We start from the raw sequence: 26297 nt of genomic DNA, 5'->3' as shown, positions 1-26297 counted from the left end.
CCAAAGATTTCCGTCAGTTTTGCCAACCGAATGCCCGCACGCGATGCACGATGCTGTCGCGCGCGGCCACGACGGTCAGACGCGAGCTGACCGACATGTCATACAGGTAGCGTGTGCGCCCCGCGTAGGGCACGCTCACGTAAGGATGCGCGAGTAGCGGCACATCCGCGCTCGACGTCAACACATCCCCTTCGCCCGAGAGCCTTGCCAGGCAGAGACGATGCGCCGTGTCGCGCGCCACGGCCAACGGATCGGTCCCGCCGGACGACGCCTCCGGCGCCGTTGCCGTTGCCGTTGCCATTGGCCACGCCGGTCGGGCATCGCCAGCGTCGCCATCGTCGGCGCCGCCTGGCGTCGGCGCGTGCGCCGCCAGCGCGAGCGGCCCCTGCCCCATTGCCACGAACAGCCAAAGACCCGCGTGAGCCATGTCAATCCAGACCTTGCCGTGCGGACCGTCGCACGCCAGCCTCGACACGCCGGGCGTGGCGGCCGGCACAGGCGCCTGCGCCGGCGTGCAACGGAACCAGCGGCCGAAGATCCATCGCAAGGCGATGCGCTCCGACAGGAAACGATGACGCATCTGCGCGCGCGGCAACCGCCGTGCGAGCGAATGCTCTGCGGCCGAAAGCCAGGTCGCGCCGTCGTCCGGGCCACCCGCCGCCGCGCCCGTGGCGCCGAACGGACGCCCAGCCAGCAAAAAACGCCACAACCACAGCTCGTCGACGCCACACTCGCAGTGCGACGCCCCCGCGCGGACATCGCCCGCCGCGCCCGCCGCAGCCATGTCGCTGCTTGCCAACGCACGATGACGGGCGTCGCCCGTGAGCTTTCGGTCGCCCTGCCCGAACTGCCCCAACGGCACGTACGTCAGGGACGGCGTCGGAATCGAAGCGACGCACGGCGTCAGATCGACGGTTCGTTTCAACATCAACACTTGCGACCTCCGCAGGTGAGGTCTCCCATGACGTGTCCTGCCTTCCCGTCATCGGCGGCCATTCATTTGATAATGAGAATCATTACCAAATGTTAGCACAAGACGCCGTGTTAGACGAAGGGTCGCCGGGTGGGAAATTCCATATAGCGTGGCGGATTCGTCAGGTGCGATGCTTTCCGGGCACCTGCGGTGCGGGGGTGACGGGGTGACGTCCGGGAATCGTGGCGATCCGCCCGAAACTCTGACGAAGGCGCGCGGGCGGCCGCATGGCCTCCGCGCGCCGAAGCGTCAGGCGCCGGCGGGCAGCGGCGGGCGGTAACCCAATGCGTGACTGGCGGCCAGCGCTTCGCGGCGCACGGCTTCGCCGATGGGGCCGTCCAGGCTTGGATCGAATCCTCCCGTCGCGCCCAGCGCCGTGATCACGCCGACGAGCCGACCGTCGTAATTGAAGACCGGCGCCGCGAGTGCGCTGATGCCCGTCAGGTTCGTATCGCGAACGCTCGCGCCCTGTGCCGCGCGCACCGCGGCACGCAGTGCGCCGATGGGCTCCTCGGCGTCGAGCAGCGCCCGTTGATCCGGCGAGGCATGCGCCAGTTCCGCCTCGGCCATGGCAAGCACCTGAGGGTCGTCGAGCAGGCCAAGGAATACGCGTCCGGCCGCCGACCACAGGACCGACATGACGGAGCCGATGCGCACATTGATCGTCACCGGCAACCCCGGCTCCTCGAAGCGCACGATGGTCGGCCCCTTGTTGCCCATCACGGCAATGAAGCACGTGACGTCGAAGGCTTCGCGCAACCGCACCAATCCGGGTTCGGCCGCGCGCACCGGATCCGCCTGGCGCATCGCGGCCACGCCGATGAGCATGGCTTCCAGCCCCAGATAGTAATGTTGCGAGTCGGCATCCTGGGCGACCAACCCCTCTTCCACCAGACTCATCAGGTAACGATGTACCTTCGCGGGACTTTGCTGAACGTGCGCGGCAAGGGCGGTCAGACTGGCGCGCCCGCCCAGCCGGGCCAGCCCCTTGAGGACCACCATGCCGGTTTCGGCGGACTGAACACGCTGCCGGCGACCGCGCTCGCGCGGCGCGTCGACGGGCTCGCTGTCGGACGCCGCGACGCGGTTCGTCACCGAGGAAGACGCCGCCGCGCTGCGCGGACGGCCTGCTGTGGGTCGTTTGCTTGTCGTCATCGGCGAGATTTTATGATGCAAATCGAGATTGGCCGATGTCGCTAGCCCTAGAGGTTAACCCCAGTCCACCAATTTACGCAATGCGTATTATATTTACGCTTAACCAACACAGAGAATGGGAACACGCGTGCGACGACGCATCGCGCGACTCCCATCGAGACGAGGAGACGTCCGTGTCATTCGCGGGCGAGCGTTGCCGCCACGCACACGCCGCCTGCCCACGCGGCGCTCCTCTACACTTGAAATATTGCGTGTGTCGCCGCGCGCCCTGCATGGGTTGACGTGGATCGGCCTCGCCCCTGACCGAGAGAGCGTGAACGGATGAGTCAAACGAGTTCCCCCACCGCCGACACCGGCGCCTGCCCGTTTCATCAGGCCACGGCGGCAAAGGCCCCGAACGGATGCCCGATCAGCGCACGCGCCGCCGAGTTCGACCCGTTCGAAGACGGTTATCAGCAGGATCCCCCCGAGTACGTGCGATGGGCGCGCGAGCAGGAGCCGGTGTTCTACAGCCCGAAGCTCGGCTACTGGGTGGTGACCCGCTACGACGACATCAAGGCGATCTTCCGCGACAACATCACCTTCAGCCCCTCGATCGCGCTGGAGAAGATCACGCCGACGGGGCCGGAAGCGAATGCCGTGCTCGCGTCTTATGGTTTCGCGCTCAATCGCACACTGGTCAACGAAGACGAACCGGCGCACATGCCGCGACGCCGCGTGCTGATGGAGCCGTTCACGCCGGAGCATCTCAAGCATCACGAACCCCTCGTGCGCCAGCTTGCGCGCGAATACGTCGACCGGTTCGTGAACGACGGTCGCGCCGATCTCGTCGACCAGATGCTGTGGGAAGTGCCGCTCACCGTGGCCCTGCACTTCCTCGGCGTGCCGGAAGAAGACATGGACAAACTGCGCGAGTATTCCATTGCGCACACGGTCAATACCTGGGGGCGCCCCAAGCCCGAGGAACAGGTGGCGGTGGCGCACGCAGTCGGCAACTTCTGGCAGCTCGCCGGCAAGATTCTCGACAAGATGCGTCAGAACCCGGACGGCCCGGGCTGGATGCAGTACGGCATTCGCAAGCAGAAGGAACACCCGGAAGTCGTCACCGATTCGTATCTGCACTCGATGATGATGGCAGGCATCGTGGCCGCGCATGAGACGACCGCCAACGCCACCGCCAACGCGATGAAACTGTTGCTGCAACACCCCGACGTGTGGCGCGAGATCTGCGAAGACCCGTCGCTCATTCCGAACGCCGTCGAGGAGTGCCTGCGTCACAACGGCTCGGTCGCCGCGTGGCGCCGCCTCGCGACGAAGGACGTCAACATCGGCGGCGTCGACATTGCCGCGGGCGCCAAGCTGCTCATCGTGACGTCGTCGGCCAACCATGACGAAGCCCATTTCGCCGATGCCGACCTGTTCGACATCCGTCGTGAGAATGCCAGCGACCAACTGACGTTCGGCTACGGCTCGCACCAGTGCATGGGCAAGAATCTCGCCCGCATGGAAATGCAGATTTTCCTGGAAGAGTTCACGCGTCGGCTACCGCACATGAAGCTCGCCGAGCAGAAGTTCACGTACGTGCCCAACACGTCGTTCCGCGGCCCCGAGCATCTCTGGGTGGAGTGGGATCCGGCGCAGAATCCCGAGTTGCGCGATCCGTCCATTCTGGCGCGCCATTCGCCGGTGCGCATTGGCGAACCGTCTGGCCACAGCGTGACACGTCCGGTCGTGGTCGAGTCGGTGTCGCCCGTGGCCGACGGTATCGTCAAGCTGCGCCTGGTGGCGCCCGACGGCCGTGCCATGCCGCGCTGGGCACCCGGCTCGCACATCGACGTCGAATGCGGCGATACCGGGCTCTCGCGTCAATACTCGCTTTGCGGCGACCCGGCGGACGTCGGTGCGTTCGAAATCGCCGTGCTGCACGAGCCGCAGGGCCGCGGCGGATCGAACTGGATGCACACACAGGTCAAGGTCGGCGATCGGCTGCGCGTGCGCGGCCCGCGCAACCACTTCCGCCTGGACGAAACCACGCCGCGCGCGATCTTCGTGGCCGGCGGCATCGGCGTCACACCGATTGCCGCGATGGCCCGGCGTGCAAAGGCGCTCGGCATGGATTACGAGATCCATTACAGCGGCCGAAGCCGTCGCACGATGGCGCTCGTCGACGAGCTTCGGGCACTGCATGGCGAGCGTTTGCACTTGTGGGTGAAGGACGAAGGCCAGCGTGCCGATTACGTCGCCTTGCTCGCCACGCCGCAAGCCGGTACGCAGGTCTACGCTTGCGGCCCGGTGCGCCTGCTCGATGCGCTGGCCGAATGCTGCGCCCATTGGCCGGACGATACGTTGCGCGTCGAACATTTCCAGTCGCAGCTTGGCACGCTCGATCCCGAGAAGGAGCATGCGTTCGAAGTCACGCTCAAGGACTCGGGCATCACGTTGACGGTGCCGGCGGACCAGACACTGCTCACGGCGCTGCGCGCAGCCAACATCGACGTGCAGAGCGATTGCGAGGAAGGGCTGTGCGGGTCGTGCGAAGTGCAGGTCCTCGAAGGCGACGTGGACCACCGCGACGTGGTGCTCACGCGCGCGGAACGCGACGCCAACACGAAGATGATGTCGTGCTGCTCACGCGCCTGCGGCAAGAAGTTGGTGCTGGCGTTGTAACGCGCGGCCTCGCTCGAGGCAAAGCAAAGGGGGGGTGCCGCGGCGCCCCCCCTTTTTCGTCCCGCGCACGTTACGCGTCGGTGGATACGTCAATGCGCACGGGCACCGTGCGGGTCACGCAGCATGGTGAACAATGCGATGAGCGCCAGCAGCGCGAAGCCACACATGACAGCCACCAGCGGACGCGGCGTGCCATCGTTGAACAGCCCGAGCAGCCCGCCCGCGGCAAAGCCGAAGCCGTACTGGACGCTACCCACCAACGCCGCTGCCGCGCCTGCGCGCGTCGGATGATTGGCCAGCGCGCCCGCGACCGAATTGGCCGTGATGATGCCGCGCAGCGACATGAACAGGAACAGCATCATCACCATGAGCGGCAGCAGCGCGAAGCCCAGCCAAACCGTCGCGCACAGCACCGACGTGACGATCGCGCAGCCGACGATACCCACGCGCATGAGGCGATAGGGCCCGAATTGCCCGACGCGGCGCGAATTAAAGACCGTCATGCCCGCCATGCCCACGATGTTGATGCCGAACAACACGCCGAAGAACTGCGGCGACACGTGGAAGTACTCCATGTACACGAGCGGCGTACCCGTGATGTAGGTGAACGACGCGCCGAAGACCGCCCCGCCCGCGAGCATGTAACCGACGAAATGCGGATCGCGCAGCAGTTGCCAGTACGACACCGCGACCGCGCGCGGACCGCCCGCCTGACGCGCATGCACCGCCCCCGTCTCCGGCAGGCGCCACAGCGCAAGCATCGCCACCGCGCCAAACAGGGCGAGCACCCCGAAGATCACGCGCCAGGAGGTGAATCGCAGCATCTGGCCGCCGACGAGCGGCGCCACGATCGGTGCCACGCTCATCACCAGCAGCATGATCGAGAAGGCGCGCGCGCTGTTGCGCGGACCGTAGACGTCGCGCACGATGGCCTGCGCTATCACCGGCATCGCACAGCCGCCCAGCGCTTGCACGAAGCGCCACACCATCATGTGATCCATGCTGTCGGCGAAGGCGCAGCCGATGCTGCCGAAGATGTACAGCGCGATGCCCGCCGCCATCGGGCGACGCCGGCCAAAGCGGTCGGCCAGCGGCCCCCAGAGCAGTTGTCCGAACGCGAAGCCGAGGAAGAAGTACGACAGCGTGAGTTGCGCGGCGGCCGCACTCGCGTCCAGCTCATGCCGCATGGTCACCAGCCCCGGCAGGTACATGTCGGTGGAGGCCGGCGCGATCATCATGAACAGGCCGAGAATGCCGAGCAGCACGCGCTCGGACGGCAACGCAGGAGAGAGTTCGGACGTCGATGTCATTGTCGTTCTGGTTATTCAACGCGACGCGTGGCGCATCGCAGATGCCGCCGCAAAATGAACGACGCCCGCCATGATAACGCCGGCGGGCGTCGCACTTTCATACTCGATCGTTATCGGACCCCTAACCGCTGCTCATGGCTGCTCGGACCGGCCCCGACAGTCCCGCAACGCCAGCAACGAGACGCCCTCAACCGGCGGTCGCGGTGCGCAGATTGCCGCGATCGCCGCGTTGGGAACGGGCAATGGCGAGCACACCGATCAACGACACGCATGCCGGCACGGCCGCCGCGAGGAACAGCGACGAGGACGACCATTGCAGGTGCATCAACGCGCCCCCCAGCACGGGACCGAGGACCGAGCCGATCCGGCCGACACCCAGGCTCCAGCCGATGCCCGTGGAGCGCAGCGATGTGGGGTAGTAGGTCGCCGCCAGCGCGTTGAGCGCCGGTTGCCCGCCGATGATCGAGAAGCCCGCGAAGAAGATCGCAATGAAAACGGCCACCATCGACACCATCACTACCGGATTGCCGATGGCCGCGGTGGCCGCAATGGCGATCAGGAAGGTGACGGCCAGCACGCTCGTGAAGCCCACGCGGTCGATCACGCGACCGAGCAACAACGTACCGATCACACCGCCCGCCCACAGCGCGGTACCGGCCATCACGGCGACCTGCGTCGAGTAACCGGCGTCGCGGATCACCGTCGGCAGCCAGTTCGACAGGAAGTACATGTCGAGCAGGTTGGCGAAATTGATGACCCACAGCAGCAGCGTCACCCGTGCGCGGCCGTCCTTGAACAATTCGATGAACGGCACGCCCTTGGCTTTCTGCTCGTCGAGCACGAACTGTGCGCCGGCCGGCACGTCGGCGCCGGGCGCGACGCGCAGCAATTGCTTGCGGATGCGCGCGTTGTCGCTCTTCCTGAACATCAGGAACTGAATCGATTCCGGCAGCGAGATCCACATCAGCAGACCCAGCACCAGCGGAATCGCGCCGCCGATGTAGAACACCGCGCGCCAGCCCAGGCTCGGAATGATGGCAGCGGTGATGAGCCCGCCGACCACGCCGCCCAGCGTGAAGCCGCACGACACGATCATCATGAGCGACACGCGCATGCGACGCGGGCTATATTCACCAGCCAGCGCCATGGCATTGGGCATGATGCAGCCCAGGCCCAGGCCCGCGGCGAAACGCCACACGACCAGCTCGGTGATGGTATTGGCGAAGCCCGTGACGAGCATGCACACGGAGAAAAAGAGCGTGGCGCCGATCAGCACCGGGCGCCGGCCCAGCTTGTCGGCCAGCGCCGAGAAGGTCAGCGAACCGACCAGCATGCCGAACAGTCCCGCGCCGAACACCGGGGAGAGCGTCTCCTTGGCGATGCCCCACTCACGAATCACGACCGGCGCGACGTACCCCATGGCCTGCACGTCGAAGCCGTCAACGACCAGGCACATCGCGCACAACACGATCACCCACCATTGGTACGGGCCAAGACGACTCTCGTCGATAAGCGCGCCCACATTCACTTGTGCTGCTTTCATTCTGTCTCCAAACGTTCTCGCAACTTCGTGTCATTGCGTTCCGGTCGAGGCGCCGGTTTCTTGGTTCGTTGCCTCGTGCCAGGCCCCCTGCCCCCTCCAATCGGGTCAACAGGCGATTTCGGGGCAAAACGCGACCGTACCCGGCCATGTTCAGCCCACGAAATTACGCTTTGCGGAAGTTTATCCCGCCGAACGTAAATCGATGCTCAGTGTAAACACTTAGATTCCCGACGGATGCCAGGGGGACAGCGCCCTCGACCGGATCGATCCGGCGACCGACCGCACGGCGCACGATGCGAGACCGGTCTGTGGTTTTTCTCCACTTCGGGATGGGAAGCGACCCGAGTTTCTGTTGGAAGATGCTCAGAAGACGACGAGGGTCGTGGGCGTGGCGTCTCGAGGACGATCCGACGATCGAAAAGCGACGAATTGTCGCAGTTGTGGTTTTTCTACAGATTTTTTAAAGAAGGTTTACCCGTCTAGGGATTTCCCTGATATAGTTGCACCTGTCTCCTCCACCTCCTCCTGGTGGATTTCACGGCCAGCAACGCGCTGGCCGTTTTTTTTTTGCGCGCCGGTTCTGTGCGACGCAGACTGCCGCAAGGACGATGGGAGGACAAGGAAGATGAGGGCGCGCGCCAGCCATGGCCCGCGTCGCGCGTTACCCCAAAGGGCACTGGCGCGCTCGTACGGGCACGACGCAATGGCGGCGTTGTGACGAATGCAAGGAAGCGGCGGCGGGTGGCGCCGCGTTCAGTGCGAGGAAGTCGAAGTGGGAGCCGTCGCGCTCTCGTTGGCAACGCGATCCTCGATGCGTTGCTCGATGCGCTTACGAATCTGTGCGGCCGCGGACGACGCGTCTCGCGCCGTAATGCTCGAGAATTCGCAGCGGCCGATGTAGTGACCGTCGCAATAGGCATCGACGGCGCCGTCGAAGCGTTCATCCGCGCGCGGTGTCACGGCACCGGCCAGTTCAAACGGACGCCCTGGCGGCGTGTGGCTGACGTAGTGCCAGGAAAAATGAAATGAGTCGGTCATATGTCCCCTTCCGTAAAGCGACAGCTATGGAACTGCCAGCCAATGCTGTTTTTTCGGAAATCGTAACATGTTCAACAATACCGTCCGACAATCGGAAAAAAAAGCGGCTCGCCAAGACGGCGAGCCGGACAGTCCGTGGAGGTCGGGGGCACTTCATGACCACGGTGCTTTCACTCTAGTCCCGAATCCCTGTCGTTATTCTCGGTAATTTGCCTGATGCGCGCACGGCAGTGTGCCGAACCGCGTCAGCCTCGCTCGGGGACACGCGCCGTATCGCAAGCTCCGCCGGCAGGCCGCCTGCCCGCATCATCGCCCATGTTCACGCGCGCTCGCCAGGCGCATCGACCGCCTCCGGCGCCCGTGCGCCGGCCACACCGGAACCGAGTGCATCGGCCGGCACTGCCTTGCCGAACAACCAGCCCTGCCCGATGGCGCGCGGCGACAGCGCGAGCATGTAGTCTGCCTGCGCCTGGGTTTCGATCCCCTCGACAATGACATCCACCTCGAGCAGCGCGGCCATCTTGCAGATCTGATCGACGATGGCGCTGCCCACCGCGTCGCTCCCGATTGCGTGCGTGAACATCCGGTCGATTTTCAGCGCGTCGACGTTCAATGTCGACAGGTAGGCGAGATTGGAAAAGCCGGTGCCGAAATCGTCGATATGGATCTGGTAGCCATCCGCACGCAGCCGGTCGAGTGCCTCTCGCAATCGCTTCATGTTATCGGTCGAGCGCTCAGTGATCTCCAGTGCGATCTGCGCCCGTGGCACGCGCAGCGATGCCGCCATGTGGTTGAGGTAGGTATGGAAACTGCGGTCGACGACGTCCGCCGCGGCGAGATTGATGCTGATGTGAAACTCTGGGTCGGCCAACGCCCGCCCGTGCATCTCGATGAGCGCACGGCGCACGACCTGTCGGGTGATGAGCCCGAGCACACCGCGCCGTTCCGCGATCGGGATGAACATATCGGGGGAAATCGGCGCGCCTGAGGTGTCGTTGAGCCGCGCAAGCGCCTCCACCCCCACCATCTTGCGATCGCTCAGGCGCACCAGCGGTTGATAGACCACGTGAATGCCCCCGGCTTCCGCGGCCTGCTGCGTCACCCAGTCAATGGACGTTCGGTATCGCCGGCGCGCTCGCCAGGACAACCCGACCGATCCTCCTGCCAGTCCACCGATCGCCAGCGCCAGCGCCAGCCCGGTTGGGTTGCCGGCAAGGCTCGACGACACGTACACGGCCGAGGCACACACGTCCGCCCGGTTCGAGCAAGCCGAGTAGCGTCGCACGACCCCGACATCGAGCCAGCGCGACGTCTCGCCCGGCCGGATGCGCTGCTGGTCATCGAACAGGCCGGCACGCCAGAACTGGAAACGCATGTCGCTCGTCGACGCCACCGACGCGAAGCCCCGGGCGGGCGTGACCAGCCGGTCAGGCAGCACCGGCGGGCTGAATACGACCACGTCCCCAAGACCAACCGCATTGACGCGTACGCCGGGCGTGACGATGCCCGTGAGCGTATGCCAGAGCTTCAGGCCGTTGCGGGTTTCGTGACTCGGGGAGGCAGTTCGGGCGCCGACGCCAGACGGCCGGCCACCGCGGAGCACAGCAGGTGCGAGCCGTGCACGCGCGCGATGTCGTGGAAATAGGGACTGCGCATGGCGACGCGGCGCAGCGCGAGGATGTCCTCGTCGGTGCAGGGCACCGCACCGCTGTACATCGCGCTTTGCAGTGCGTCGCGGCTCGAGACCGACGCGTCGCTCATGAAGCCCATGATGTCCTGCACGTACGCGCGCAGCCGGAAGTCGTCGATGCGCGTCTGCACGATCTGTCCGACCACCAGCATGATCAGCATGCCGGCGATCGCCCCCGCCAGCACCGGCAGCCAGCGAGCCAGCCTTTGTAGCGTTTGCATGGCGTGTGCCGTCCACGTGACGCCCCGGATCCCTGCGGGGGCATGGCGGAAGTGTAGCGCACTGCCACGCCGATGTATCGGATTGCCACACGAGTGCGCGCGAGGCCGCGCCATATCGCAAAGAACCGCGGCGCCGCCGGCCCCGCCACCCCGCTCCGCGGGGCATTGCGCGGACATTCGGCAGTAGGACGAATTGGGGTCGGCGCCCGGTTAAAGTGGCGCCCTACGCCTTCACCCTCACGGCTTCGCCATGACGCTCAAATTTCGCAATCCGGCGAACGGGGATGTCGTCGAGATCACATACCTGTCGTGTGTCGCGGCCTTCTTCCTCGGCCCGCTCTATCTGATGGCCTACGGCTTCCCGTGGCACGCACTCGCGTGGATCACGCTCGCCATCGGCCCGGCGCTGATCTGGAAATCGGCGCTCGCGCTCTCGCTACCCGCCACCTGCCTGCTCTACTCGCTGCTGATTCACCCGCTGCTCGTGGGCCGCCTGCGTGCCAACGGCTGGGCCAGTGCAAGCGACGCGGACGTTGCCAGTGCCGGCCAGCGAGGCTACGACGCCTACCGGGCGAGCGCCTCCACGCGCGGCAAGACCGGCATCGTCCTCGCCCCGGTAGTTCCAGCCCCCGCGTTAGATGTGCGGAGTGCGAACCAAAGTGCAGACATTCTCCCCGACGAAAAGGCGTGCCTTTACTGCGGCGAATACGTCAAGCTTCAGGCCGTGCGCTGTCGTCACTGTCTGGCGAGTCTGCCGGCTGCATCGCAATAAAGCGCTCGAGTGCCGCCGACCCGTGGTCTTCGCGATAGGCGAGACTGATCGGCGCGAGCGGCACCTTGCCCTCGATCGGCCAGAACCCCATGCCCGGCGTACGAATCTGACTGACCGACGCCGGCACCAGCGACACGCCGAAGCCAGCCGCGACCATCGGCACGATCGACGTGATCTGTGGCGCTTCCTGGCCGAGCTTCGGCCGAAATCCGGCCGATTCGCACGCCGCGATCGTGCGGTCGTACAACGCCGGACTGATATCTCGCGGCAGGAGAATGAATTCCTCGTTCGCCAATGCCGACAGCGGCACGCGCTCGCGCGCACACATCGGATGCCCGAGCGGCAGCACCAACACCATCGGCTCGTCGGCCACGGGCACACTTGCAATGCCGGGCGGCCATTCGAACGGCGTTCGCACGAACGCCGCATCGACGGTCTCATCCCCTAACGCCGCCAGCAGATTCGCCGTGTTGCTTTGCTGAGGATGCAACTGAACGTCCGGATAACGCGCGCGAAAGTCACGGATCCAGGCAGGAATGCGGGGTTCGAAATACGTTGCGCCGGCGAACCCGATGTGAATATGCCCCGCTTCGCCGCGCGAGATTTGCTGCATTCGGCGCTTGACGCGCGCCACTCGCTCGAGGATCTGCCGCGCCTCAGGCAGGAAGGCCTCGCCCAGTTCCGTAAGCACCACGTCGCGCGGCAGGCGCACGAACAGCGCGCCGCCCAATTCCGTTTCCAACTGCCGAATCTGCAGGCTTAACGGCGGCTGCTGAATGCCCACGCGCGCCGCCGCCCGCGTGAAATGACGCTCCTCGGCCACGGCAATGAAGTATTGCAAATGCCGCAATTCCATGACGGTTCCCCAGATGGCCCGTGCCCATTGGGCTTTGCGCCATCAATACATAAAAAATATGAAAACTCTATGTTCAATATATTGGAAATGTGACCGATGGGTCAATACACTTCGAGTCAAGCGCGAACCGCGCCCGAGAATCTCCGGGACACGCGCCGAATTCAAGAGATTCGAATAAGAGAGACGAGGAGCGTCACGATGTTTGAAGATCGCATCCGCCTGGCGTCGCTGCGCGACCGGGTGATGAGCGCCGACGATGCCGCGAAGCTGATCGGCGACGGCATGGTGGTCGGCATGAGCGGATTCACCCGCGCCGGCGACGCCAAGGACATGCCGATTGCGCTGGCAAAGCGGGCAAAGGCCCACCCAATGAAGATCACGTTGATCACCGGGGCATCGCTCGGGCACGACTCCGACAAGACGCTCACGCAGGCCGGCGTGCTTGCCAAGCGCCTGCCGTTCCAGGTCGACACGACGTTGCGCGGCGCGATCAATCGCGGCGAGGTCATGTTCGTCGACCAGCATTTGTCCGAGACCGTCGAGTTCTTGCGCGCCGGCCAGTTCGGCCGGCTCGACGTGGCCGTGATCGAAGCCGTGGCCATCACGGAAGACGGCGGACTCGTGCCGAGCTCGTCAGTCGGCAATTCGGCGAGCTTCGCGATTCTCGCGGACAAGGTCATCGTGGAGATCAACCTCGCGCAGCCGCTCGCGTTCGAGGGCATGCACGACATCTGGATTCCGGCCCAGCGCCCGCACCGCACGCCGCTGCCCATCGTCGACGTGCGCGACCGCGTGGGCACGAACGTGGTGAAGATCGCTCCCGAAAAGATCGCGGCCATCGTCATCACCGATACGCCCGACAGCGCTTCGAATGCGCTGCCGCCCGACGCCGAAACGCAAATGATCGCCGGCCATTTGATCGAGTTCTTCCAGCATGAAGTCTCGCGTGGACGCCTGCCGCGCACGCTGCCCGCCATTCAATCGGGCATCGGCACGATCGCGAACGCGGTGCTCTCGGGCTTCCTCGAATCGCCGTTCGAGGATCTCACGATGTATTCCGAGGTACTCCAGGACTCGACCTTCGAGCTCATGGATGCGGGCAAGATGGTATTCGCTTCGGGGTCGTCGATCACGGTGTCGCAAGCCGTTCAGGACCGCGTATTCAAGCACCTCGAGCGCTATCGCGACAAACTCGTGCTGCGGCCGCAGGAAGTCAGCAACCACCCCGAAGTCATTCGCCGTCTAGGTCTGATCGCGCTGAACACCGCGCTCGAAGCGGATATTTACGGCAACGTGAATTCCACTCACGTGGGCGGCACGCACATGATGAACGGCATCGGTGGCTCGGGCGACTTCGCCCGCAACGCCCGCGTGGCGATTTTCGCCACCAAGTCGATCGCCAAGGACGGCAGGATATCGAGCATCGTTCCCATGGTGCCGCACGTCGACCACAACGAGCATGACGTCGACATCATCGTGACCGAACAGGGTCTGGCCGACCTGCGCACGCTCGCCCCGCGCGAGCGCGTGAATCTGGTGATCGACCATTGCGCCCACCCGAGCTACCGCGACGTGCTGCGCGACTACTACCGCGATGCACTGCGATATGGCGGACAGACGCCGCACGCGCTCGAGCGCGCTTTCGACATGCACATCAACCTGCGCGAGCGCGGCTCGATGCTCGCGGGGAAGTGACGCAGGACGGTCCGTGCCGGCCGCTCAACCGGGCCGCGGCTGAGCGCGGAACGATCCATCGGCATCGACAGCGCTGATCGGCAAGTCGGTGCCGCACCGCACATGGGACGCATGCGGTTCCATGGGCCGGGCGCTGGTGAGAGCGCCACGGCATTCGCGGCTCGCCGGCATGTGCGGGCGGGCCGCTTTTTCTTCCCGTCGGCGTGGGCTCAGGCGCTCAGTCGCTGCCGCTGCGCGGGCTGCGACATCTGTACAACGCGTGCGTCCCGCGGCGCCTGGCCGGGCGATGCACGCCGCGACGCGAGCGCCGTATTCTCGCCGCCATCGAGGCGGAACACCGACACCAGTTCGCGCAGGCCGCTCGACTGGGCGGCCATCGACTGGGCGGCGGCCGACGCCTGCTCCACCAGCGCTGCATTCTGTTGCGTCACCGCGTCCATCTGCATGACGGCCTGATTGACTTGCTCGATGCCGGTGCGCTGCTCGGTGGACGCCGCGGCGATTTCCGCCATCAGGTCGGTCACGCGCTTCACGGCGTGAACGACCTCGTCCATCGTACTGCCCGCCTCCGAGACCAGTCTGGCGCCGTCGCTGACCTGACGCGTCGAGGCGTCGATCAGCTCCTTGATCTCCTTAGCGGCATTGGCGCTGCGCTGTGCCAGCGTGCGCACTTCGCCCGCCACCACGGCGAAGCCTCGTCCCTGCTCCCCGGCGCGCGCCGCCTCAACCGCCGCGTTGAGCGCGAGGATATTGGTCTGGAAGGCGATCCCCTCGATCACGCTCGTGATGTCCGAGACGCGTGCCGATCCGTCCGAGATCTCGCGCATCGTCTCGACCACCTGACGCACCACTTCGCCGCCACGCTGCGCAATGTGCGAAGCATTCGTCGCGAGCATGTTGCCCTGCTCGGCGTTGTCGGCGTTCTGCTTCACGGTGGTGGTCAGCTCTTCCATGCTTGCCGCTGTCTCCTCCAGCGATGCCGCCTGCTGTTCCGTTCGAGACGACAGATCGGTGTTTCCCGCGGCAATCTGTGCCGAGCCGGTGGCAATGCTCTCGCTGCTGTTGCGCACCTGACCGACAACGCTCGCGAGCTTCGTGTTCATGTCGCGCAGCGAGCCGAGCAGTTGCGCGAGCTCGTCCTTGCCCTGCACTTCGATGCGCGAGGTCAGATCGCCGCGCGCCACCGTTTGCGCGATGTGCACACAGCGACCGACGGGCACCGTGATCGAGCGTGTGATGAGCAGCGCGATTGCCGTGTTCACGCCAAGCGCAACGAGAATCAGCACGAGCGCGGCGACAAGGGCGGTGTGGTAGCTGGTGGCGGCGGCATCGGTCGCGGCCACGGCGCCGGCGCGGTTCACGGCCACGTGCTCGGCCAGACGCTGGCCGAGTGCCGCGAACGCCGACACCGCATCCGTCATCGCCAGTGTGCGCGCCTGCCCTTTCGCGTCGTCGTCGCCCGTGGACAGTTCGGCAATGCGGTTATCGATGGCGAGATACTTGCCCCAGGCCTCACGCACGGCGTCATAGGCGCGCCGGTCCTCGTCGGAGGCCACCATGCCGTTGTAGCGCTCGAGCGTCCTGGTCATCATGTCGATCGCCGCGCGGCGCTTGTTCGTTTCGTCGACACGCGTGCCGTCGACCGTCGTGAGCAGCAACGCCAGCGTGGCACGACGGGTGGCGTTGGCGGCCACCTGCGCCTCGCCGAGCGTCTGCACGCTCGGTAGCCAGTTGTCGGCCAGATCGCGCGTGCCCGCGTAGATGCGCGACGCCTGAAACACGGCCATGCCACCCACAATGCACAACAAAACCAGCGTAATCGCGAACCCAATGCTCAACCGTGTGCCGATTTTGAGACTTCCCAAGAACCTCATGCCTGCTCCAATGCGATAAAAACCGAACAATCGCACTGATTAACGGGCGAGCATTGGAAAATGCTTGAGTCAATTCCCCCCTGATTCCCACCTTATGGGTTTCCATATATCGGTGGCAAGGAAAATCACGCCACTTTCCATAAGCAAGGAATACCCATTTCTGGCCTTCATCGCCAAATCGATGAAAACCGGAACAGGCGCCGCATGATATGCGGCTTCATATATTTCTTAATCCACAGGCAAGAATATGAATGCGAACGGATCACTTGCTGGCGCCGTCGAAGGGCGTGGGATGCACGGTATCGAGATCGATGTCGTCGATGCAGCGTACGTTGACCGCCGCCATCTTGCCGCCGTCCGGCCTTTCACCGAACGCAAATGCCTCGACCCCGCATTCCGGACAAAACTGATGACGAATGACGTGCTTGTTGAAGAGATACTCCCTTGCATTTCCTGCACCAGCCGTTTGCGAAAATTCATTCATCGGCGTAAACGCGAGAATCAATCCGCGCTTTTTACAGATTGAACAATTGCACGCAATTGTTTTGGACAAATCAACATTCGCGATAAATCTCAAACTACCGCAATGGCATCCGCCGGAATATTGCTGGTTCGCCATGCCGTATCTCCTGACGATATTGGAAATGGGCCGACGGGAACAGGGAGAGGGAAAAACGTGGAGCGTGAGGAGGCCCGCCGGTGTGCGCTCCATTGTGCGGCAATTTCGGCGGGAGGGCGAGCTCACGCGGCCGGAACAACGCCACGGTCTCGCCCATCGGGTCGACCGCCCCCGCGTGCGCGACAATCGTGCGCCGGTCAGCCCTGGGCGGCGGCGGCGGCCTCGGACTGCTCGATCGCCTTGACGATGATGCGCAGTGTGGCGTCGAGATGATCTTCCGTATGACGCCGGGCGGCGGCCACGTCGCGCGCACGGTATTCATCGAGCATCTTCTGGTGCTCCTGATTGCTCACCTCGACGTGTACGGGACGCATATAGAGCGACAGCGCAATGTAGGGCCCCGAAGCGTCACGCAGCGTTTTGATCAGATGCGCCAGCCGCGAGTCGTCCTGCGACGCCCATAGCGCGGCGTGAAACGCCTGGTTCAGTTCGGTCCACTTGACGACGTCCGACGTCGCGAGCATTTCCGCATGCAGCGCCTGCGCGCGGGCGATATCGTCCTCGCGAATCGTGGCCATCGCCTGCTCGGCCATCATCGGCTCGAGGGTCTTGCGCAAACGGTAAAGCTCGTTGACGTCGTCCACCGTGAGTCCGCGCACCACGGCGCCCCGGTGAACGTCGAAGAACACCAACCCCTCCGAAACCAGCGTGCGCAGGGCTTCGCGCACAGGCGTGGTCGACATTTCCAGACGGCGCGCGAGGTCGTCCTGCCGCAGGCGGTCGCCCGCCTTGAGCCGGCCCTGGAGAATCTCGGTGCGCAGTGTCTCGATGGCGTACTGATAGGCCGTGAGCCGGCGACGGCCGGTCGTGCCGGCCGAAGCGGCCGAAGCGGCAGTGGCGGCGGAGGACGTGCTTTTCAATGGGGTGACGTGTGAAGATTATTGACGCGTGAGTTTACTCCAATTTGCCAGCGCCTCTCCCACGTCGCGGGCCCCCACGCCCGAGGCCAGCAACGCGCTCACGAGCAGGCGCGACTTGAGCGCCGACAACCAGCCGGACATGTGCGCACCGCGCCGCACCAGGTCGATTTCCGCGCCCACGTAGCCATACGTCTGCGACGCCGTGGCGCCGGCCGAGGCGCGACTGGCGATCACGACCGGCACCTGCGCGGTCAGCTCGCCGATGCGCCCGGCGAAGCCGAACGACACGTGCCCCGCCCCCTGCGCCGCGATCACCACCGCTTCGTAGCCGGCCTTGACGGCCAGCTCCGCGAGCTCGCCCTCGTCACCCAGCACGGCCGTGACCAACGCAACTTTCGGCCACGCACGCACCGGACGCGCCAGCGGCGCCGGGCGCGCCGGCGGCGCGTGGAAGAACGTCGGACGGCCCTCCACCACGCGCGCGGCGACGCCGCCGTCGTGCGACACGAACGCCTGGACCGCCAGCGAATCGCCCTTGCTCACCCAACGCGCGTAATGAACCGTGTCGTTCATGACCACCAGCACACCGCGTCCGGCGCTGTCCGGATGTATCGCCGTACGCACCGCCGCGAGCAGATTCGCGGGACCGTCAGCGCCGGCGGCCTGCGGCGCCCGCATCGCCCCGGTCACGATGAGCGGCGCGGGCAATTTCCAGAACAGATCCAGCAGGAAGGCCGTTTCCTCCAACGTGTCGGTGCCCTGCGTAAGCACGACGCCTGCGGCCCCCTCGCGGACCTGCGCCTCCGCCCACGCGAGCGCCTCCATCAGATCGTCGTAGCGCAACGAAGCACTCGGCAGTTGACGAAGCGACGCCGTGCGGATCGTCGCGATCCCGGGCAGGCCCGGCACCGAGCGGGCCAGTTGCTCGGCGTCGAGTGTGGGGACGACGCCGCCCGCGGCATCGGAGGGCGTCATGCTGATCGTGCCGCCAAGCGAGGCGACGGCAACCACGGGAAGCGATTGGGACATGTTGAGCGAAGTCGATGAGGTGAATGAGGTGGACGCGTGTTTTTGATTTCGGTTGATATGCATTGTGCATTATATATAATCGACAATCGTTTGCGAAGGGCATCGGGTGCTTCGCAGCCAATTCGACATCGAGGAGACGTCATGCAACCAACAACGGTGGGCCATCCGGCCGCTGGGGCGACGCGATACCGGTTCGCGGTGTTCGCGCTGATCGTGGTGATTGCGCTGGTGAACTACATCGACCGGGGAGCGATTTCGTACTCGGCCGGGCAGATCACGGCCGAGTACGGTTTCGACCGCGCGGGCTGGGGCGCCGTGCTCGGATACTTCGGCTACGGCTACATGTTCGGTGCGTTGTTCGGCGGCGCGCTGGCGGATCGTCTGGGCGCCAAGAAGGTGTGGGTCATCGCGGGCATTGCCTGGTCGGCCTTTGCCATTGCGATGATCTGGGCGGGCGACATCGGCATTGCGGTGTTCGGCGGCTCGGCGTTGACCGGATTCGCCACGATTCGCGTGCTGTTCGGCTTTGCCGAGGGTCCGGCCTATTCCATCATCAACAAGACGATGTCGGCCTGGGCGTCACCCTCCGAGCGAGGCTTCGCCGTGTCGATCGGCTTGTTGAGCACGCCGCTTGGCGCGTTGCTCACGGCGCCGGTGGCCGTCGGCTTGCTGCTGCTCACCGATAGCTGGCGCACGATGTATGTCGTGCTCGGCATTGCGGGCTTCGTGCTGATCGCGCTGTTCGCCCGCGTCTATACGAACCGGCCCGAGGACAATCCGCGCGTGAACGCGGCCGAGGTGGCGCTGATTCAGGCGGGGCGGCCAGCGCAGACGACGACCGCGGCCGCCGCGGCCAGCGACATGCCGTGGTGGAGCTTTTTCCGCAGCAAGACGCTGGTGTTCAACTCGATCGGCTACTTCGCGTTCATCTACGTGAACTTCATGCTGCTCACCTGGACACCGAAGTATCTCGCCGACGAGTTCCACTTCACGCTGTCGTCGCTCTGGTACGTGGGCATGATTCCGTGGACGGGCGCGTGCGTAACGGTGCTGCTCGGCGGGCGCATCTCCGACTGGCTGTATCGCAAGACGGGCAAGCTGGTGATCGCACGCAGCTGGTTTGCGGCCGCGGCCCTGACGTGCACGACGCTGTGCTTCCTGATGGTGTCGCAAGCGCACAGCGTATGGGCCGTGATCGCGTTGATGACGCTGGGCAACGCCCTGAACGCACTGCCGAACTCGGTCTACTGGGCAGTGGTGATCGATACGGCACCCACGCGCGTGGGTACGTTCAGCGGCCTGATGCACTTCATCGCGAACATCGCGTCGGTGCTGGCGCCCACGCTCGCCGGCATTCTCTCGGCGAAGTACGGCTATTCGTCGATGTTCGTGGCCACCTCGGTGGCCACGGCAATCGGCGTGATCGCCATGCTGCAGGTCAAGCCCGGCGTCGGGCCGGCGCTCGGTCGCCGCGACGCGAAACCCGCGTCCGCCTGAGCGAGCCATCGGGACGCATGACGTCTCGCGATATCATTTCCCGAATACCGAATACGGGCATCCGTCGATGCCGCTCAGGAAAACGATGACGATGCGCCGGCCGGTGTCATGCACACCGACCGGCGCCAACGCATTGCCAATCTGAGCCCTCTCCACCTGACGGAGCCCCTGCCGGTGGTCTGCCTGTCGCTCGTGACGCGTCCCCAGTCCCAGCCCACGCCCGCCGTCCGCTGACGCGTATCGACTCGCGCTGAACCACCAGGATCGGCGCGATCGTCGCGACCACCGGAACCATCGGGACCGCCGCCCCCGCTACCAGGGCAGGCGCTGGCCATCGTACGCACGAAAGCCGCCGCTGTCCTCGGGTTGCAAGGCATCGATGACGGACAACAAATCCCGTGCGGCGGCGCCCGGCGTGCGCCCGATCTGCGCCCCCCGAAACGGCGCGGAAAGCGCCGAGTCCACCGTGCCGGGATGCAGTGCCGCGACGACCAGTTGCGGGTGCGTACGGGCCAGCTCGATCGCCGCGGTCTTGACGACCATGTTGAGCGCCGCCTTCGACGCACGGTAGCTGTACCAGCCCCCGAGGCGATTGTCCCCGATGCTGCCCACCTTGGCCGAGAGCACGGCCACCAGGCTGCGCTCGGTGCGCGCAAGCTGTGGGGCGAAATGCGCGATTGCCAGCGCGGGCCCGATGGTATTGACGGCGAAGCTGCTCGTCATGTGCCGAGCGCTCAGGTCGGCGAGTCGCTTCTCGGGCGTGCCGGTCGGCCCCTGGAGCATGCCAGTGGCAACGACCATGAGGTGCCACGGACCTTGTGCGGCCACGGCTGCGGCGGCATCCACGATGCTCGCCGGGGCCTCGAAGTCGATGGCTGGCACGCTGGTGCGTCCCAGTGCCAGCACGGTGGCGCAACGTGGGTCGTCTCGCAGTGCGTGGCAAATCGCGGCGCCGATGGCGCCCGAGGCACCAAGTACGATAGCGCGGTAACCGGATACCAGGGATTTCATCGGTTTGCTCTCCAACGCCGGGCGTTACAAGGTGTCCAGTCGCTCGCGCAACTTCGCGGCATGCGCACGTAGCGCCTCGCGCTGCGCGTCGTCCATCTTTTGCCACTGGCGGAAAACGATCGCAAGGCGCGGGTTGTCCTGCAGCGTGGGCGCATGGTGGTCAAAGAAATCCCAGTAAAGCGCGTTGAACGGGCAGGCGCGCGCACCGGTTTTTTGCATGGGATCGTAAGCACAGCCCTGGCAGTAATCGCCCATTCGCCGCAGGTAGGCAGCACTGCTCACATAGGGTTTCGTGGCAATCAGTCCGCCATCGGCGCGCTGGCTCATGCCAAGTGTGTTCGGCAGCTCCACCCACTCGAATGCGTCGATGTACACGCCCAGATACCAGCGATGCAGCGCCTGCGGGTCGAGTCGGGCCAGCAAGGCGAAATTGCCGATCACCATGAGCCGTTGGATATGGTGCGCATGCGCGGTTTGCAGGGACTGCGTGATGGCCAGGTGCAGACAGCGCATGCGGGTGTTGCCGCTCCAGAACCAGTCCGGCAAGGGGGTCTCGTGATTCAGGGCGTTGTGCGACGCGTAGTCGGGCATCTTCGCCCAGTAAATGCCGCGCACGTATTCTCGCCACCCCGCGATCTGCCGAACGAAGCCTTCCACCGCGGCAAGCGGCGCCCGGCCCGCAGCGTAGGCAGCCTCCGCACGCCGCACCACTTCCAGGGGATGCAGCATCTTGACGTTGAGCGCGAACGACAGAAGCGAATGGAACAGGCGTGGCGCGCCGGCGGCCAATGCATCCTCGTAGTCGCCGAAGTGCGGCAGCGCCTGTGTGATGAAAGCCTCAAGGCAGGCCAGCGCCTCCGTGCGGTTGACCGGCCAGCGCATCGCGTCGGCCTGCGGATCGCCGAAGCTGCGCACGCCTGCGCGCTGCAGCATTTGCCACAGCGCCCGGTGATCGTGTCGCGGGCGCCAGTCCGTCGGCTCTGGCGGCGTTCCCGGCCAGCGCTTGCGGTTGTCCGAGTCGAAATTCCATCGACCGCCTTGCGGGCCGCCGTCGGCATCGAGCAGCAAATGCCAGCGCCGGCGCATGTTCCGGTAGAAGTGCTCCATCAACCACTGCTTGCGCTCGCCCATGAGCGAGGCAAGCGCGTCACGCGGCGTCAGGAAATGTTCGCTGTCCACCACCGCCCAGTCCAGGGGCTGAGACATCCCCCAACTGTTGAGTTGCGCGTCCAGTCGCCATTCGTCCGGCTGTTGCCACTCGACCCGGCGGGCGCCGTAGTGATCGGCGAGTGCCGCCAGATTTTCCGTGATGGATTGACGATTGCTCGGATGGTCCAGTGCCACGTAGCGCACACGGTGCCCTCCGGCGCGCAGGTGCCGGGCAAAGTCACGCATCGCGGCGAATATGGCGATGATCTTCTGGGCATGGTGCAGCACGTAGTCGGTTTCCTGCCGCACTTCCATCAATACGTAGACGACCGCTGGGTCCACCCGCGAAAACCAGCGATGGCCCGGGTGCAATTGGTCTCCCAGCACCAGGCGCAGGGTATGAGTCGGTGGTTCGGTATCGGCATGCATGGCAAGAAGCGCCCCCCGCGGCGCAAGGCGGTGGCTTATCGATCGAGCATCTGGCGCAATGAGGCCAGACCGCGACGGATCCAGCTCTTCGCCGTGCCCTCCGGCACGCCGAGGACCTGCGCCAGTTCGGTATAGGAGAAGCCACCGAAATAGGCGACCGTGATCGCCTGACGCTGTTGCGCCGAGAGTGTGGACAGCGCCTCGCTCAGTTGTCGCGAGGCTCGCCTTGTCTGGCTGATCTCGTCGGGCGACGCGGTGTCCGACGGAAGCGATGCCATCAGCGCGTCGTCCGCCACGAGTGGCTTCTGCCCACGCAGATGATTGATCGCCCTGTGCCGGGCGATGGTGAAGATCCACGGCAGCACGTCGCCCCGCTGCGCATCGAATATGACGCTGCGCTGCCAGAGCGCCATGTAGATATCCTGCAAAATGTCTTCCGCCTCGGCGCGGCCGTTGACGATGCGCAGGATCGCGCCGAGGATCAGCGACGATGTTCGCCGGTAGAACTGCGCGAACGCTTGCGCGTCACCGCGCTGGGCATTCGTGAGCAGGACTGCGAGGCCCTCCTTGTCGATGGGTGCGGATCTCGCGCTCACGCCGGGCACCTTGAATCCGTGCGTCTGCGGCGGCGTCCCCACCGGGCTGGGCGCCGGCGCGACACCACGCGCCTTGGCGGCAACGGGCGGAGCGGGCTGAGTGACGTCGGCGATTGTCATGGCGACATTTCGAGAAAGGATCGGGCCGCGGCGCGCGTGCGCTTACCGGGCGCGCGACGCCATCAACGCCAGGAATTCCCGGCGAAGCGCGGAGTCCTCGAGGAATCGCCCGCGCATCACGCTGCTCACCATGCGTGCGCCGTCGTCCTTCGTCCCGCGCCAGTGCATGCAGAAGTGATCCGCCTCCATGACGACCGCCAGGCCGTCCGGCGCAATCTTTTCCTCGAGCAGATCGGCAATCTGCTTGACCGCTTCTTCCTGAATCTGTGGCCGCGCCATGACCCAGTTGAGCAGCCGCGCGTATTTCGACAACCCGGGCAAATTGGAGTCGGCGTTGGGCAGCACGCCGATCCACGCATGCCCCATGATCGGGCACAAGTGGTGCGAGCAGGCGCTGCGCACCCGAAGCGGGCCGATCAGCGTGAGTTCGTTCAACTGGCCGATGTTCGGGAATTCGGTGATCGCCGGAGGCGGCTCGTAGCGCCCCGCGAACACTTCCTTCACGAACATTTTCGCGACGCGTTTGGCGGTGTCCCGGGTGTTGTGGTCGTTGTCGACATCGATGACGAGTGCGCGAAGCGCATTCTCGATATGCACGGTGACTTCGTCCTGAAGCCTGTCAACGTCGCCCTCGCGAAGGTAGGCAGCGATATTGTCGTTGGCATGAAAACGGACACCGGCACCGCGAAGACGCTGACGGATCGCCTGCGACAGCGGGATCCCCTCCTGAGGGCCCTGCGTAATGGCAATGGCCTGCTGTGAATCGATGACTGCGCCCATGAAATGCTCCCGATGGAAGAGGGTCCGAATGCGAATCGTGTTTCAGCGCTCGCCGCGCCGTAGTGCGGGAACGGTTGCCGGCACCGACCAGCCCTCGTGCTCGACGACCGCCGCCAGCGCGTCCTCGAACAGCGCCACGGCACGGTTGGCGGCATCGCCCAGATGCTGGTGAAGCAAGGCGTCGGCGCGCGAGCGCGACACGCATTCGTCGCTGTAACGCTCGAAGGCGGCGATCTGCAGCAGCAGCTCGCCGATATGCTTGGGACATTCGCACGCGATCGTCGAGGACTGCCGGGTCAGCCGGGTCAACGTTTGTTCATCGAACCGGCGCGGCAATCTCGACCAGAGCCGCTGGCGGGCCGACCCGCGAGCGTCGTTGCGTGCAAAAGACTGCGCGAAATCGGAGAGAAGCTCGTCCGCATGGAGCAGAGCACCGGAAGTGCGCATCAGGCGAATGCCTTCCAGACGGGCAAGATCGACGGCCCGCCGTGTGCCGAATGCATAGACGACGAGCACGTGGTCGCAGTGCGCCCTGCGCGCAGCCGCGACGATCGACAGCACGGTGTCTTCGTGCAACGCCTCGACCCGCACGACCATGCCGCTGACAGTGGCGGACGTGGGATCGACGCCAGGAATCGCCTCGGCTCGCGAAAACGCCTGGCACGTGACGCCGTCGGGTATGGCGGACGCGGCGTCATCGCCGAAGCCCACGATAAACAGGTTCGCGCCGTGTGGCACGTGGGGCACGTGGGGCGCAGACGTCCCGACGGCGGCGCCACTCGCCAGTCGGCTCAACTGCTCGTTGTCTAAATGCGCGATGGCGCCGATCGCATGGCCCCCGTCGACCAGCGACTTGATCGTCTTCAGCCGGCTCACGTCCATGTCGGAATACAGGCGCTGACCCGAGGCGCTCGTGGGCGGGGAAATCACGCCATAGCGCTGCTCCCAGATCCGCAACGTGGCGGCGGGCATGTCGACGAGCTTTGCGGCCTCGCCGCTTCGATAACGCCGAACTGAACTCACCGTATCCTCCGTCCCCAGACAAATTTCCCGCTTGATTTGCCACTTGTGCGCAAACCTTAACTCACGGAAAAATTAGAGTCAATAAATAAACTCAAAATACTGACAATCTATTAATTTGAGTTTAAATTCTAACTCAACAATGACTCTCGGAAGGAGGCAACACTGTCGATGGCATTGCGCCGACAGTGGTCGGGACGATGCAGGTCGCGCCAGCACCGGATTCGCTCGTCGGCGACGGCGCCCGAGGTGACAAAAGGCTCTGCCGGCAGGGATGGTCGCCGCACGAAAACCAGGGCATTCGCGCAGGCGTTCTAGCTCGCGGAGGTTTTGCGGGCGACCTCGTTGTGGACGTCGCGCTTGCCGGCGAGCAATGGCTCCAGCACTTCGATGCGATGTCGCCTTGGCGCCGTAATGGCGTAGAAATGCTCCTGCAGCGCAGTCGATTGCCCCACCACGACGAGCGATCCGGTTCGCAGCTCATCCTGCACGACCACTTCGGGCAAGACGGTCAGCCACCCACTGTCGCGGGCAATCAGGCGAAGCATCGCCATGTCGTCCACTTCAGCGCGCAGTCTGGGACTGACACCTGCCGTGGCGCAAAGCGCGTCGAATTGACCGCGCAACGCGTGGCGTGGGCCGGGCAGCACGATGTCGACGTCATCGAGATCTTCCGGGATCCGCAGGGTTTTCGACGCCCATACGCTGGCAGGCCCCACGAGCGAGATTGCCTGACTGCCCAGGAACTGGCAGTGCAATGGCCGATCCGGATCGGCGGGCACCGTCTCGTTGGCCAGCACGACGTCGAGTTGATGCTGGATGAGCCGGGTCAGCAGCCCTTCCATCAACCCCGATTCGAGCGTCAGCACAACGGCCGGGTTGGTGAGCAAAGGTCGAATCCAGTTCTCCTGATAGTTGCGCGACAGTGTGGCCACGCTGCCGACGCGCAAGCGCGTAACGCCCGCAGAGCGCCCATGCAGGCGTCCCAACAGCTCCTCGCCCAGCCCGAAAATGTTGTCGGCGTACGCCAGCACCAACTGCCCGGTATCGGTCAACGTGAGTCGCCGTCCTGCCCGGACAAACAGATCGTCGCCGATCTTCTCCTCCAACTGACGAATCTGCGCCGAGACGGCTGATTGCGAGGTATGCAACCGCTCCGCCGCACGCGTCAGATGGCCGAGCTTGGCCACGCGCCAGAAGTAGTAGAGATGATTGAAATTGAGTTGATTGAGGTCCATCGTTCGTTTTTTGCTAACAATTTGTTCTTTATAATCTATTTTACAGAACCTCTTGCCGCAAGCATCATCCTCGCACCGTAATTCAAGAGGGTCAT

At 64.9% G+C, this 26297-nt stretch carries 22 protein-coding genes; 4 read left to right on the top strand and 18 right to left on the bottom strand.

What is annotated here, in order from left to right:
- Positions 1–13: 13 nt before the first annotated feature.
- Together LV28_RS32970 and LV28_RS32965 are read right to left on the bottom strand one after the other, a co-directional pair.
- Positions 14–928 (bottom strand): 4'-phosphopantetheinyl transferase family protein, encoded by a 915-nt coding sequence (locus LV28_RS32970; protein ID WP_029753838.1) that lies wholly within the window; start codon positions 926–928, stop codon positions 14–16.
- A gap of 294 nt (positions 929–1222) precedes the next feature.
- On the bottom strand, positions 1223–2128 hold the full coding sequence (locus LV28_RS32965) for an IclR family transcriptional regulator (protein WP_081326848.1): 906 nt from the start codon (positions 2126–2128) through the stop codon (positions 1223–1225).
- Between the two features lie 321 nt (positions 2129–2449).
- Between LV28_RS32965 and LV28_RS32960 the strand changes: the two genes are divergently transcribed.
- Complete coding sequence (locus LV28_RS32960) at positions 2450–4795, top strand: cytochrome P450/oxidoreductase (RefSeq protein WP_025248943.1); 2346 nt, start codon at positions 2450–2452, stop codon at positions 4793–4795.
- An 89-nt stretch (positions 4796–4884) separates the two neighbouring features.
- Here the strand turns inward: LV28_RS32960 and LV28_RS32955 are convergent, their stop codons facing one another.
- The 5 genes from LV28_RS32955 to LV28_RS32935 all read right to left on the bottom strand — a co-directional run bounded on the left by LV28_RS32955 (position 4885) and on the right by LV28_RS32935 (position 10597).
- Complete coding sequence (locus LV28_RS32955) at positions 4885–6105, bottom strand: multidrug effflux MFS transporter (protein ID WP_025248942.1); 1221 nt, start codon at positions 6103–6105, stop codon at positions 4885–4887.
- 187 nt (positions 6106–6292) lie between these two features.
- Positions 6293–7648, bottom strand: coding sequence for an MFS transporter (locus tag LV28_RS32950; RefSeq protein ID WP_038617981.1), 1356 nt, complete (start codon positions 7646–7648; stop codon positions 6293–6295).
- A gap of 753 nt (positions 7649–8401) precedes the next feature.
- Positions 8402–8686, bottom strand: coding sequence for a hypothetical protein (locus tag LV28_RS32945; RefSeq protein WP_023595325.1), 285 nt, complete (start codon positions 8684–8686; stop codon positions 8402–8404).
- 319 nt (positions 8687–9005) lie between these two features.
- Complete coding sequence (locus tag LV28_RS32940; RefSeq protein ID WP_058371634.1) at positions 9006–10145, bottom strand: EAL domain-containing protein; 1140 nt, start codon at positions 10143–10145, stop codon at positions 9006–9008.
- A 68-nt stretch (positions 10146–10213) separates the two neighbouring features.
- Positions 10214–10597 carry a CSS-motif domain-containing protein gene (locus LV28_RS32935; RefSeq protein ID WP_058371633.1) on the bottom strand — a complete coding sequence of 128 codons (384 nt, stop codon included), beginning with the start codon at positions 10595–10597 and terminating at the stop codon, positions 10214–10216.
- Positions 10598–10847: 250 nt separating this feature from the next.
- On the opposite strand from LV28_RS32935, the gene LV28_RS32930 reads away from it, so the two are divergent.
- Positions 10848–11369 carry a hypothetical protein gene (locus LV28_RS32930; protein ID WP_023595323.1) on the top strand — a complete coding sequence of 174 codons (522 nt, stop codon included), beginning with the start codon at positions 10848–10850 and terminating at the stop codon, positions 11367–11369.
- On the opposite strand, the gene LV28_RS32925 is transcribed toward LV28_RS32930, so the two are convergent.
- Positions 11308–12225 carry a LysR family transcriptional regulator gene (locus LV28_RS32925; RefSeq protein ID WP_038617988.1) on the bottom strand — a complete coding sequence of 306 codons (918 nt, stop codon included), beginning with the start codon at positions 12223–12225 and terminating at the stop codon, positions 11308–11310. The genes LV28_RS32930 and LV28_RS32925 overlap by 62 nt on opposite strands.
- A gap of 198 nt (positions 12226–12423) precedes the next feature.
- On the opposite strand from LV28_RS32925, the gene scpC reads away from it, so the two are divergent.
- Positions 12424–13920 (top strand): succinyl-CoA:acetate CoA-transferase ScpC, encoded by a 1497-nt coding sequence (gene scpC / locus LV28_RS32920; RefSeq protein ID WP_038617992.1) that lies wholly within the window; start codon positions 12424–12426, stop codon positions 13918–13920.
- 209 nt (positions 13921–14129) lie between these two features.
- Here the strand turns inward: scpC and LV28_RS32915 are convergent, their stop codons facing one another.
- The 4 genes from LV28_RS32915 to LV28_RS32900 form a co-directional block, all read right to left on the bottom strand.
- Positions 14130–15794 (bottom strand): methyl-accepting chemotaxis protein, encoded by a 1665-nt coding sequence (locus LV28_RS32915; protein WP_038617995.1) that lies wholly within the window; start codon positions 15792–15794, stop codon positions 14130–14132.
- A gap of 262 nt (positions 15795–16056) precedes the next feature.
- Positions 16057–16413: a GFA family protein gene (locus LV28_RS32910; protein ID WP_038617998.1), complete on the bottom strand. Its 357-nt coding sequence runs from the start codon at positions 16411–16413 to the stop codon at positions 16057–16059.
- Positions 16414–16610: 197 nt separating this feature from the next.
- Positions 16611–17333 (bottom strand): GntR family transcriptional regulator, encoded by a 723-nt coding sequence (locus LV28_RS32905; RefSeq protein WP_023595318.1) that lies wholly within the window; start codon positions 17331–17333, stop codon positions 16611–16613.
- An 18-nt stretch (positions 17334–17351) separates the two neighbouring features.
- Positions 17352–18362 carry an asparaginase gene (locus tag LV28_RS32900; protein ID WP_025248938.1) on the bottom strand — a complete coding sequence of 337 codons (1011 nt, stop codon included), beginning with the start codon at positions 18360–18362 and terminating at the stop codon, positions 17352–17354.
- A 141-nt stretch (positions 18363–18503) separates the two neighbouring features.
- Between LV28_RS32900 and LV28_RS32895 the strand changes: the two genes are divergently transcribed.
- A complete protein-coding gene (locus LV28_RS32895) occupies positions 18504–19859 on the top strand; it encodes an MFS transporter (protein WP_023595316.1) in 1356 nt (451 codons plus the stop codon).
- Positions 19860–20171: 312 nt separating this feature from the next.
- Here LV28_RS32895 and LV28_RS32890 read toward each other — a convergent pair whose 3' ends face one another.
- From LV28_RS32890 to LV28_RS32865, 6 genes are all read right to left on the bottom strand, one after another.
- On the bottom strand, positions 20172–20870 hold the full coding sequence (locus LV28_RS32890; RefSeq protein ID WP_038618001.1) for an SDR family NAD(P)-dependent oxidoreductase: 699 nt from the start codon (positions 20868–20870) through the stop codon (positions 20172–20174).
- A gap of 24 nt (positions 20871–20894) precedes the next feature.
- Positions 20895–22448, bottom strand: coding sequence for a cryptochrome/photolyase family protein (locus LV28_RS32885; RefSeq protein ID WP_038618004.1), 1554 nt, complete (start codon positions 22446–22448; stop codon positions 20895–20897).
- Positions 22449–22483: 35 nt separating this feature from the next.
- On the bottom strand, positions 22484–23164 hold the full coding sequence (locus LV28_RS32880; protein ID WP_048806387.1) for an RNA polymerase sigma factor: 681 nt from the start codon (positions 23162–23164) through the stop codon (positions 22484–22486).
- 42 nt (positions 23165–23206) lie between these two features.
- Positions 23207–23944 carry a GTP cyclohydrolase I gene (folE, locus tag LV28_RS32875; RefSeq protein ID WP_023871723.1) on the bottom strand — a complete coding sequence of 246 codons (738 nt, stop codon included), beginning with the start codon at positions 23942–23944 and terminating at the stop codon, positions 23207–23209.
- 42 nt (positions 23945–23986) lie between these two features.
- Complete coding sequence (locus LV28_RS32870) at positions 23987–24967, bottom strand: MerR family transcriptional regulator (protein WP_255315169.1); 981 nt, start codon at positions 24965–24967, stop codon at positions 23987–23989.
- A 311-nt stretch (positions 24968–25278) separates the two neighbouring features.
- Positions 25279–26202 (bottom strand): LysR family transcriptional regulator, encoded by a 924-nt coding sequence (locus LV28_RS32865; protein ID WP_023595309.1) that lies wholly within the window; start codon positions 26200–26202, stop codon positions 25279–25281.
- Between the last annotated feature and the right edge of the window lie 95 nt (positions 26203–26297).

It is taken from the genome of Pandoraea pnomenusa (genome assembly GCF_000767615.3).
Taxonomy (GTDB): domain Bacteria; phylum Pseudomonadota; class Gammaproteobacteria; order Burkholderiales; family Burkholderiaceae; genus Pandoraea; species Pandoraea pnomenusa.
This window is presented reverse-complemented; position numbering and strand designations above follow the sequence as displayed.

Excerpts from the sequence above, each read along its gene's own strand:
- LV28_RS32970 (WP_029753838.1), bottom strand. The coding sequence starts at position 928 with ATGTTGAAACGAACCGTCGATCTGACGCCGTGCGTCGCTTCGATTCCG.
- LV28_RS32965 (WP_081326848.1), bottom strand. The coding sequence starts at position 2,128 with ATGACGACAAGCAAACGACCCACAGCAGGCCGTCCGCGCAGCGCGGCG.
- LV28_RS32960 (WP_025248943.1), top strand. The coding sequence starts at position 2,450 with ATGAGTCAAACGAGTTCCCCCACCGCCGACACCGGCGCCTGCCCGTTT.
- LV28_RS32955 (WP_025248942.1), bottom strand. The coding sequence starts at position 6,105 with ATGACATCGACGTCCGAACTCTCTCCTGCGTTGCCGTCCGAGCGCGTG.
- LV28_RS32950 (WP_038617981.1), bottom strand. The coding sequence starts at position 7,648 with ATGAAAGCAGCACAAGTGAATGTGGGCGCGCTTATCGACGAGAGTCGT.
- LV28_RS32945 (WP_023595325.1), bottom strand. The coding sequence starts at position 8,686 with ATGACCGACTCATTTCATTTTTCCTGGCACTACGTCAGCCACACGCCG.
- LV28_RS32935 (WP_058371633.1), bottom strand. The coding sequence starts at position 10,597 with ATGCAAACGCTACAAAGGCTGGCTCGCTGGCTGCCGGTGCTGGCGGGG.
- LV28_RS32930 (WP_023595323.1), top strand. The coding sequence starts at position 10,848 with ATGACGCTCAAATTTCGCAATCCGGCGAACGGGGATGTCGTCGAGATC.
- LV28_RS32925 (WP_038617988.1), bottom strand. The coding sequence starts at position 12,225 with ATGGAATTGCGGCATTTGCAATACTTCATTGCCGTGGCCGAGGAGCGT.
- scpC (WP_038617992.1), top strand. The coding sequence starts at position 12,424 with ATGTTTGAAGATCGCATCCGCCTGGCGTCGCTGCGCGACCGGGTGATG.
- LV28_RS32915 (WP_038617995.1), bottom strand. The coding sequence starts at position 15,794 with ATGAGGTTCTTGGGAAGTCTCAAAATCGGCACACGGTTGAGCATTGGG.
- LV28_RS32910 (WP_038617998.1), bottom strand. The coding sequence starts at position 16,413 with ATGGCGAACCAGCAATATTCCGGCGGATGCCATTGCGGTAGTTTGAGA.
- LV28_RS32900 (WP_025248938.1), bottom strand. The coding sequence starts at position 18,362 with ATGTCCCAATCGCTTCCCGTGGTTGCCGTCGCCTCGCTTGGCGGCACG.
- LV28_RS32895 (WP_023595316.1), top strand. The coding sequence starts at position 18,504 with ATGCAACCAACAACGGTGGGCCATCCGGCCGCTGGGGCGACGCGATAC.
- LV28_RS32890 (WP_038618001.1), bottom strand. The coding sequence starts at position 20,870 with ATGAAATCCCTGGTATCCGGTTACCGCGCTATCGTACTTGGTGCCTCG.
- LV28_RS32885 (WP_038618004.1), bottom strand. The coding sequence starts at position 22,448 with ATGCATGCCGATACCGAACCACCGACTCATACCCTGCGCCTGGTGCTG.
- LV28_RS32880 (WP_048806387.1), bottom strand. The coding sequence starts at position 23,164 with ATGACAATCGCCGACGTCACTCAGCCCGCTCCGCCCGTTGCCGCCAAG.
- folE (WP_023871723.1), bottom strand. The coding sequence starts at position 23,944 with ATGGGCGCAGTCATCGATTCACAGCAGGCCATTGCCATTACGCAGGGC.
- LV28_RS32865 (WP_023595309.1), bottom strand. The coding sequence starts at position 26,202 with ATGGACCTCAATCAACTCAATTTCAATCATCTCTACTACTTCTGGCGC.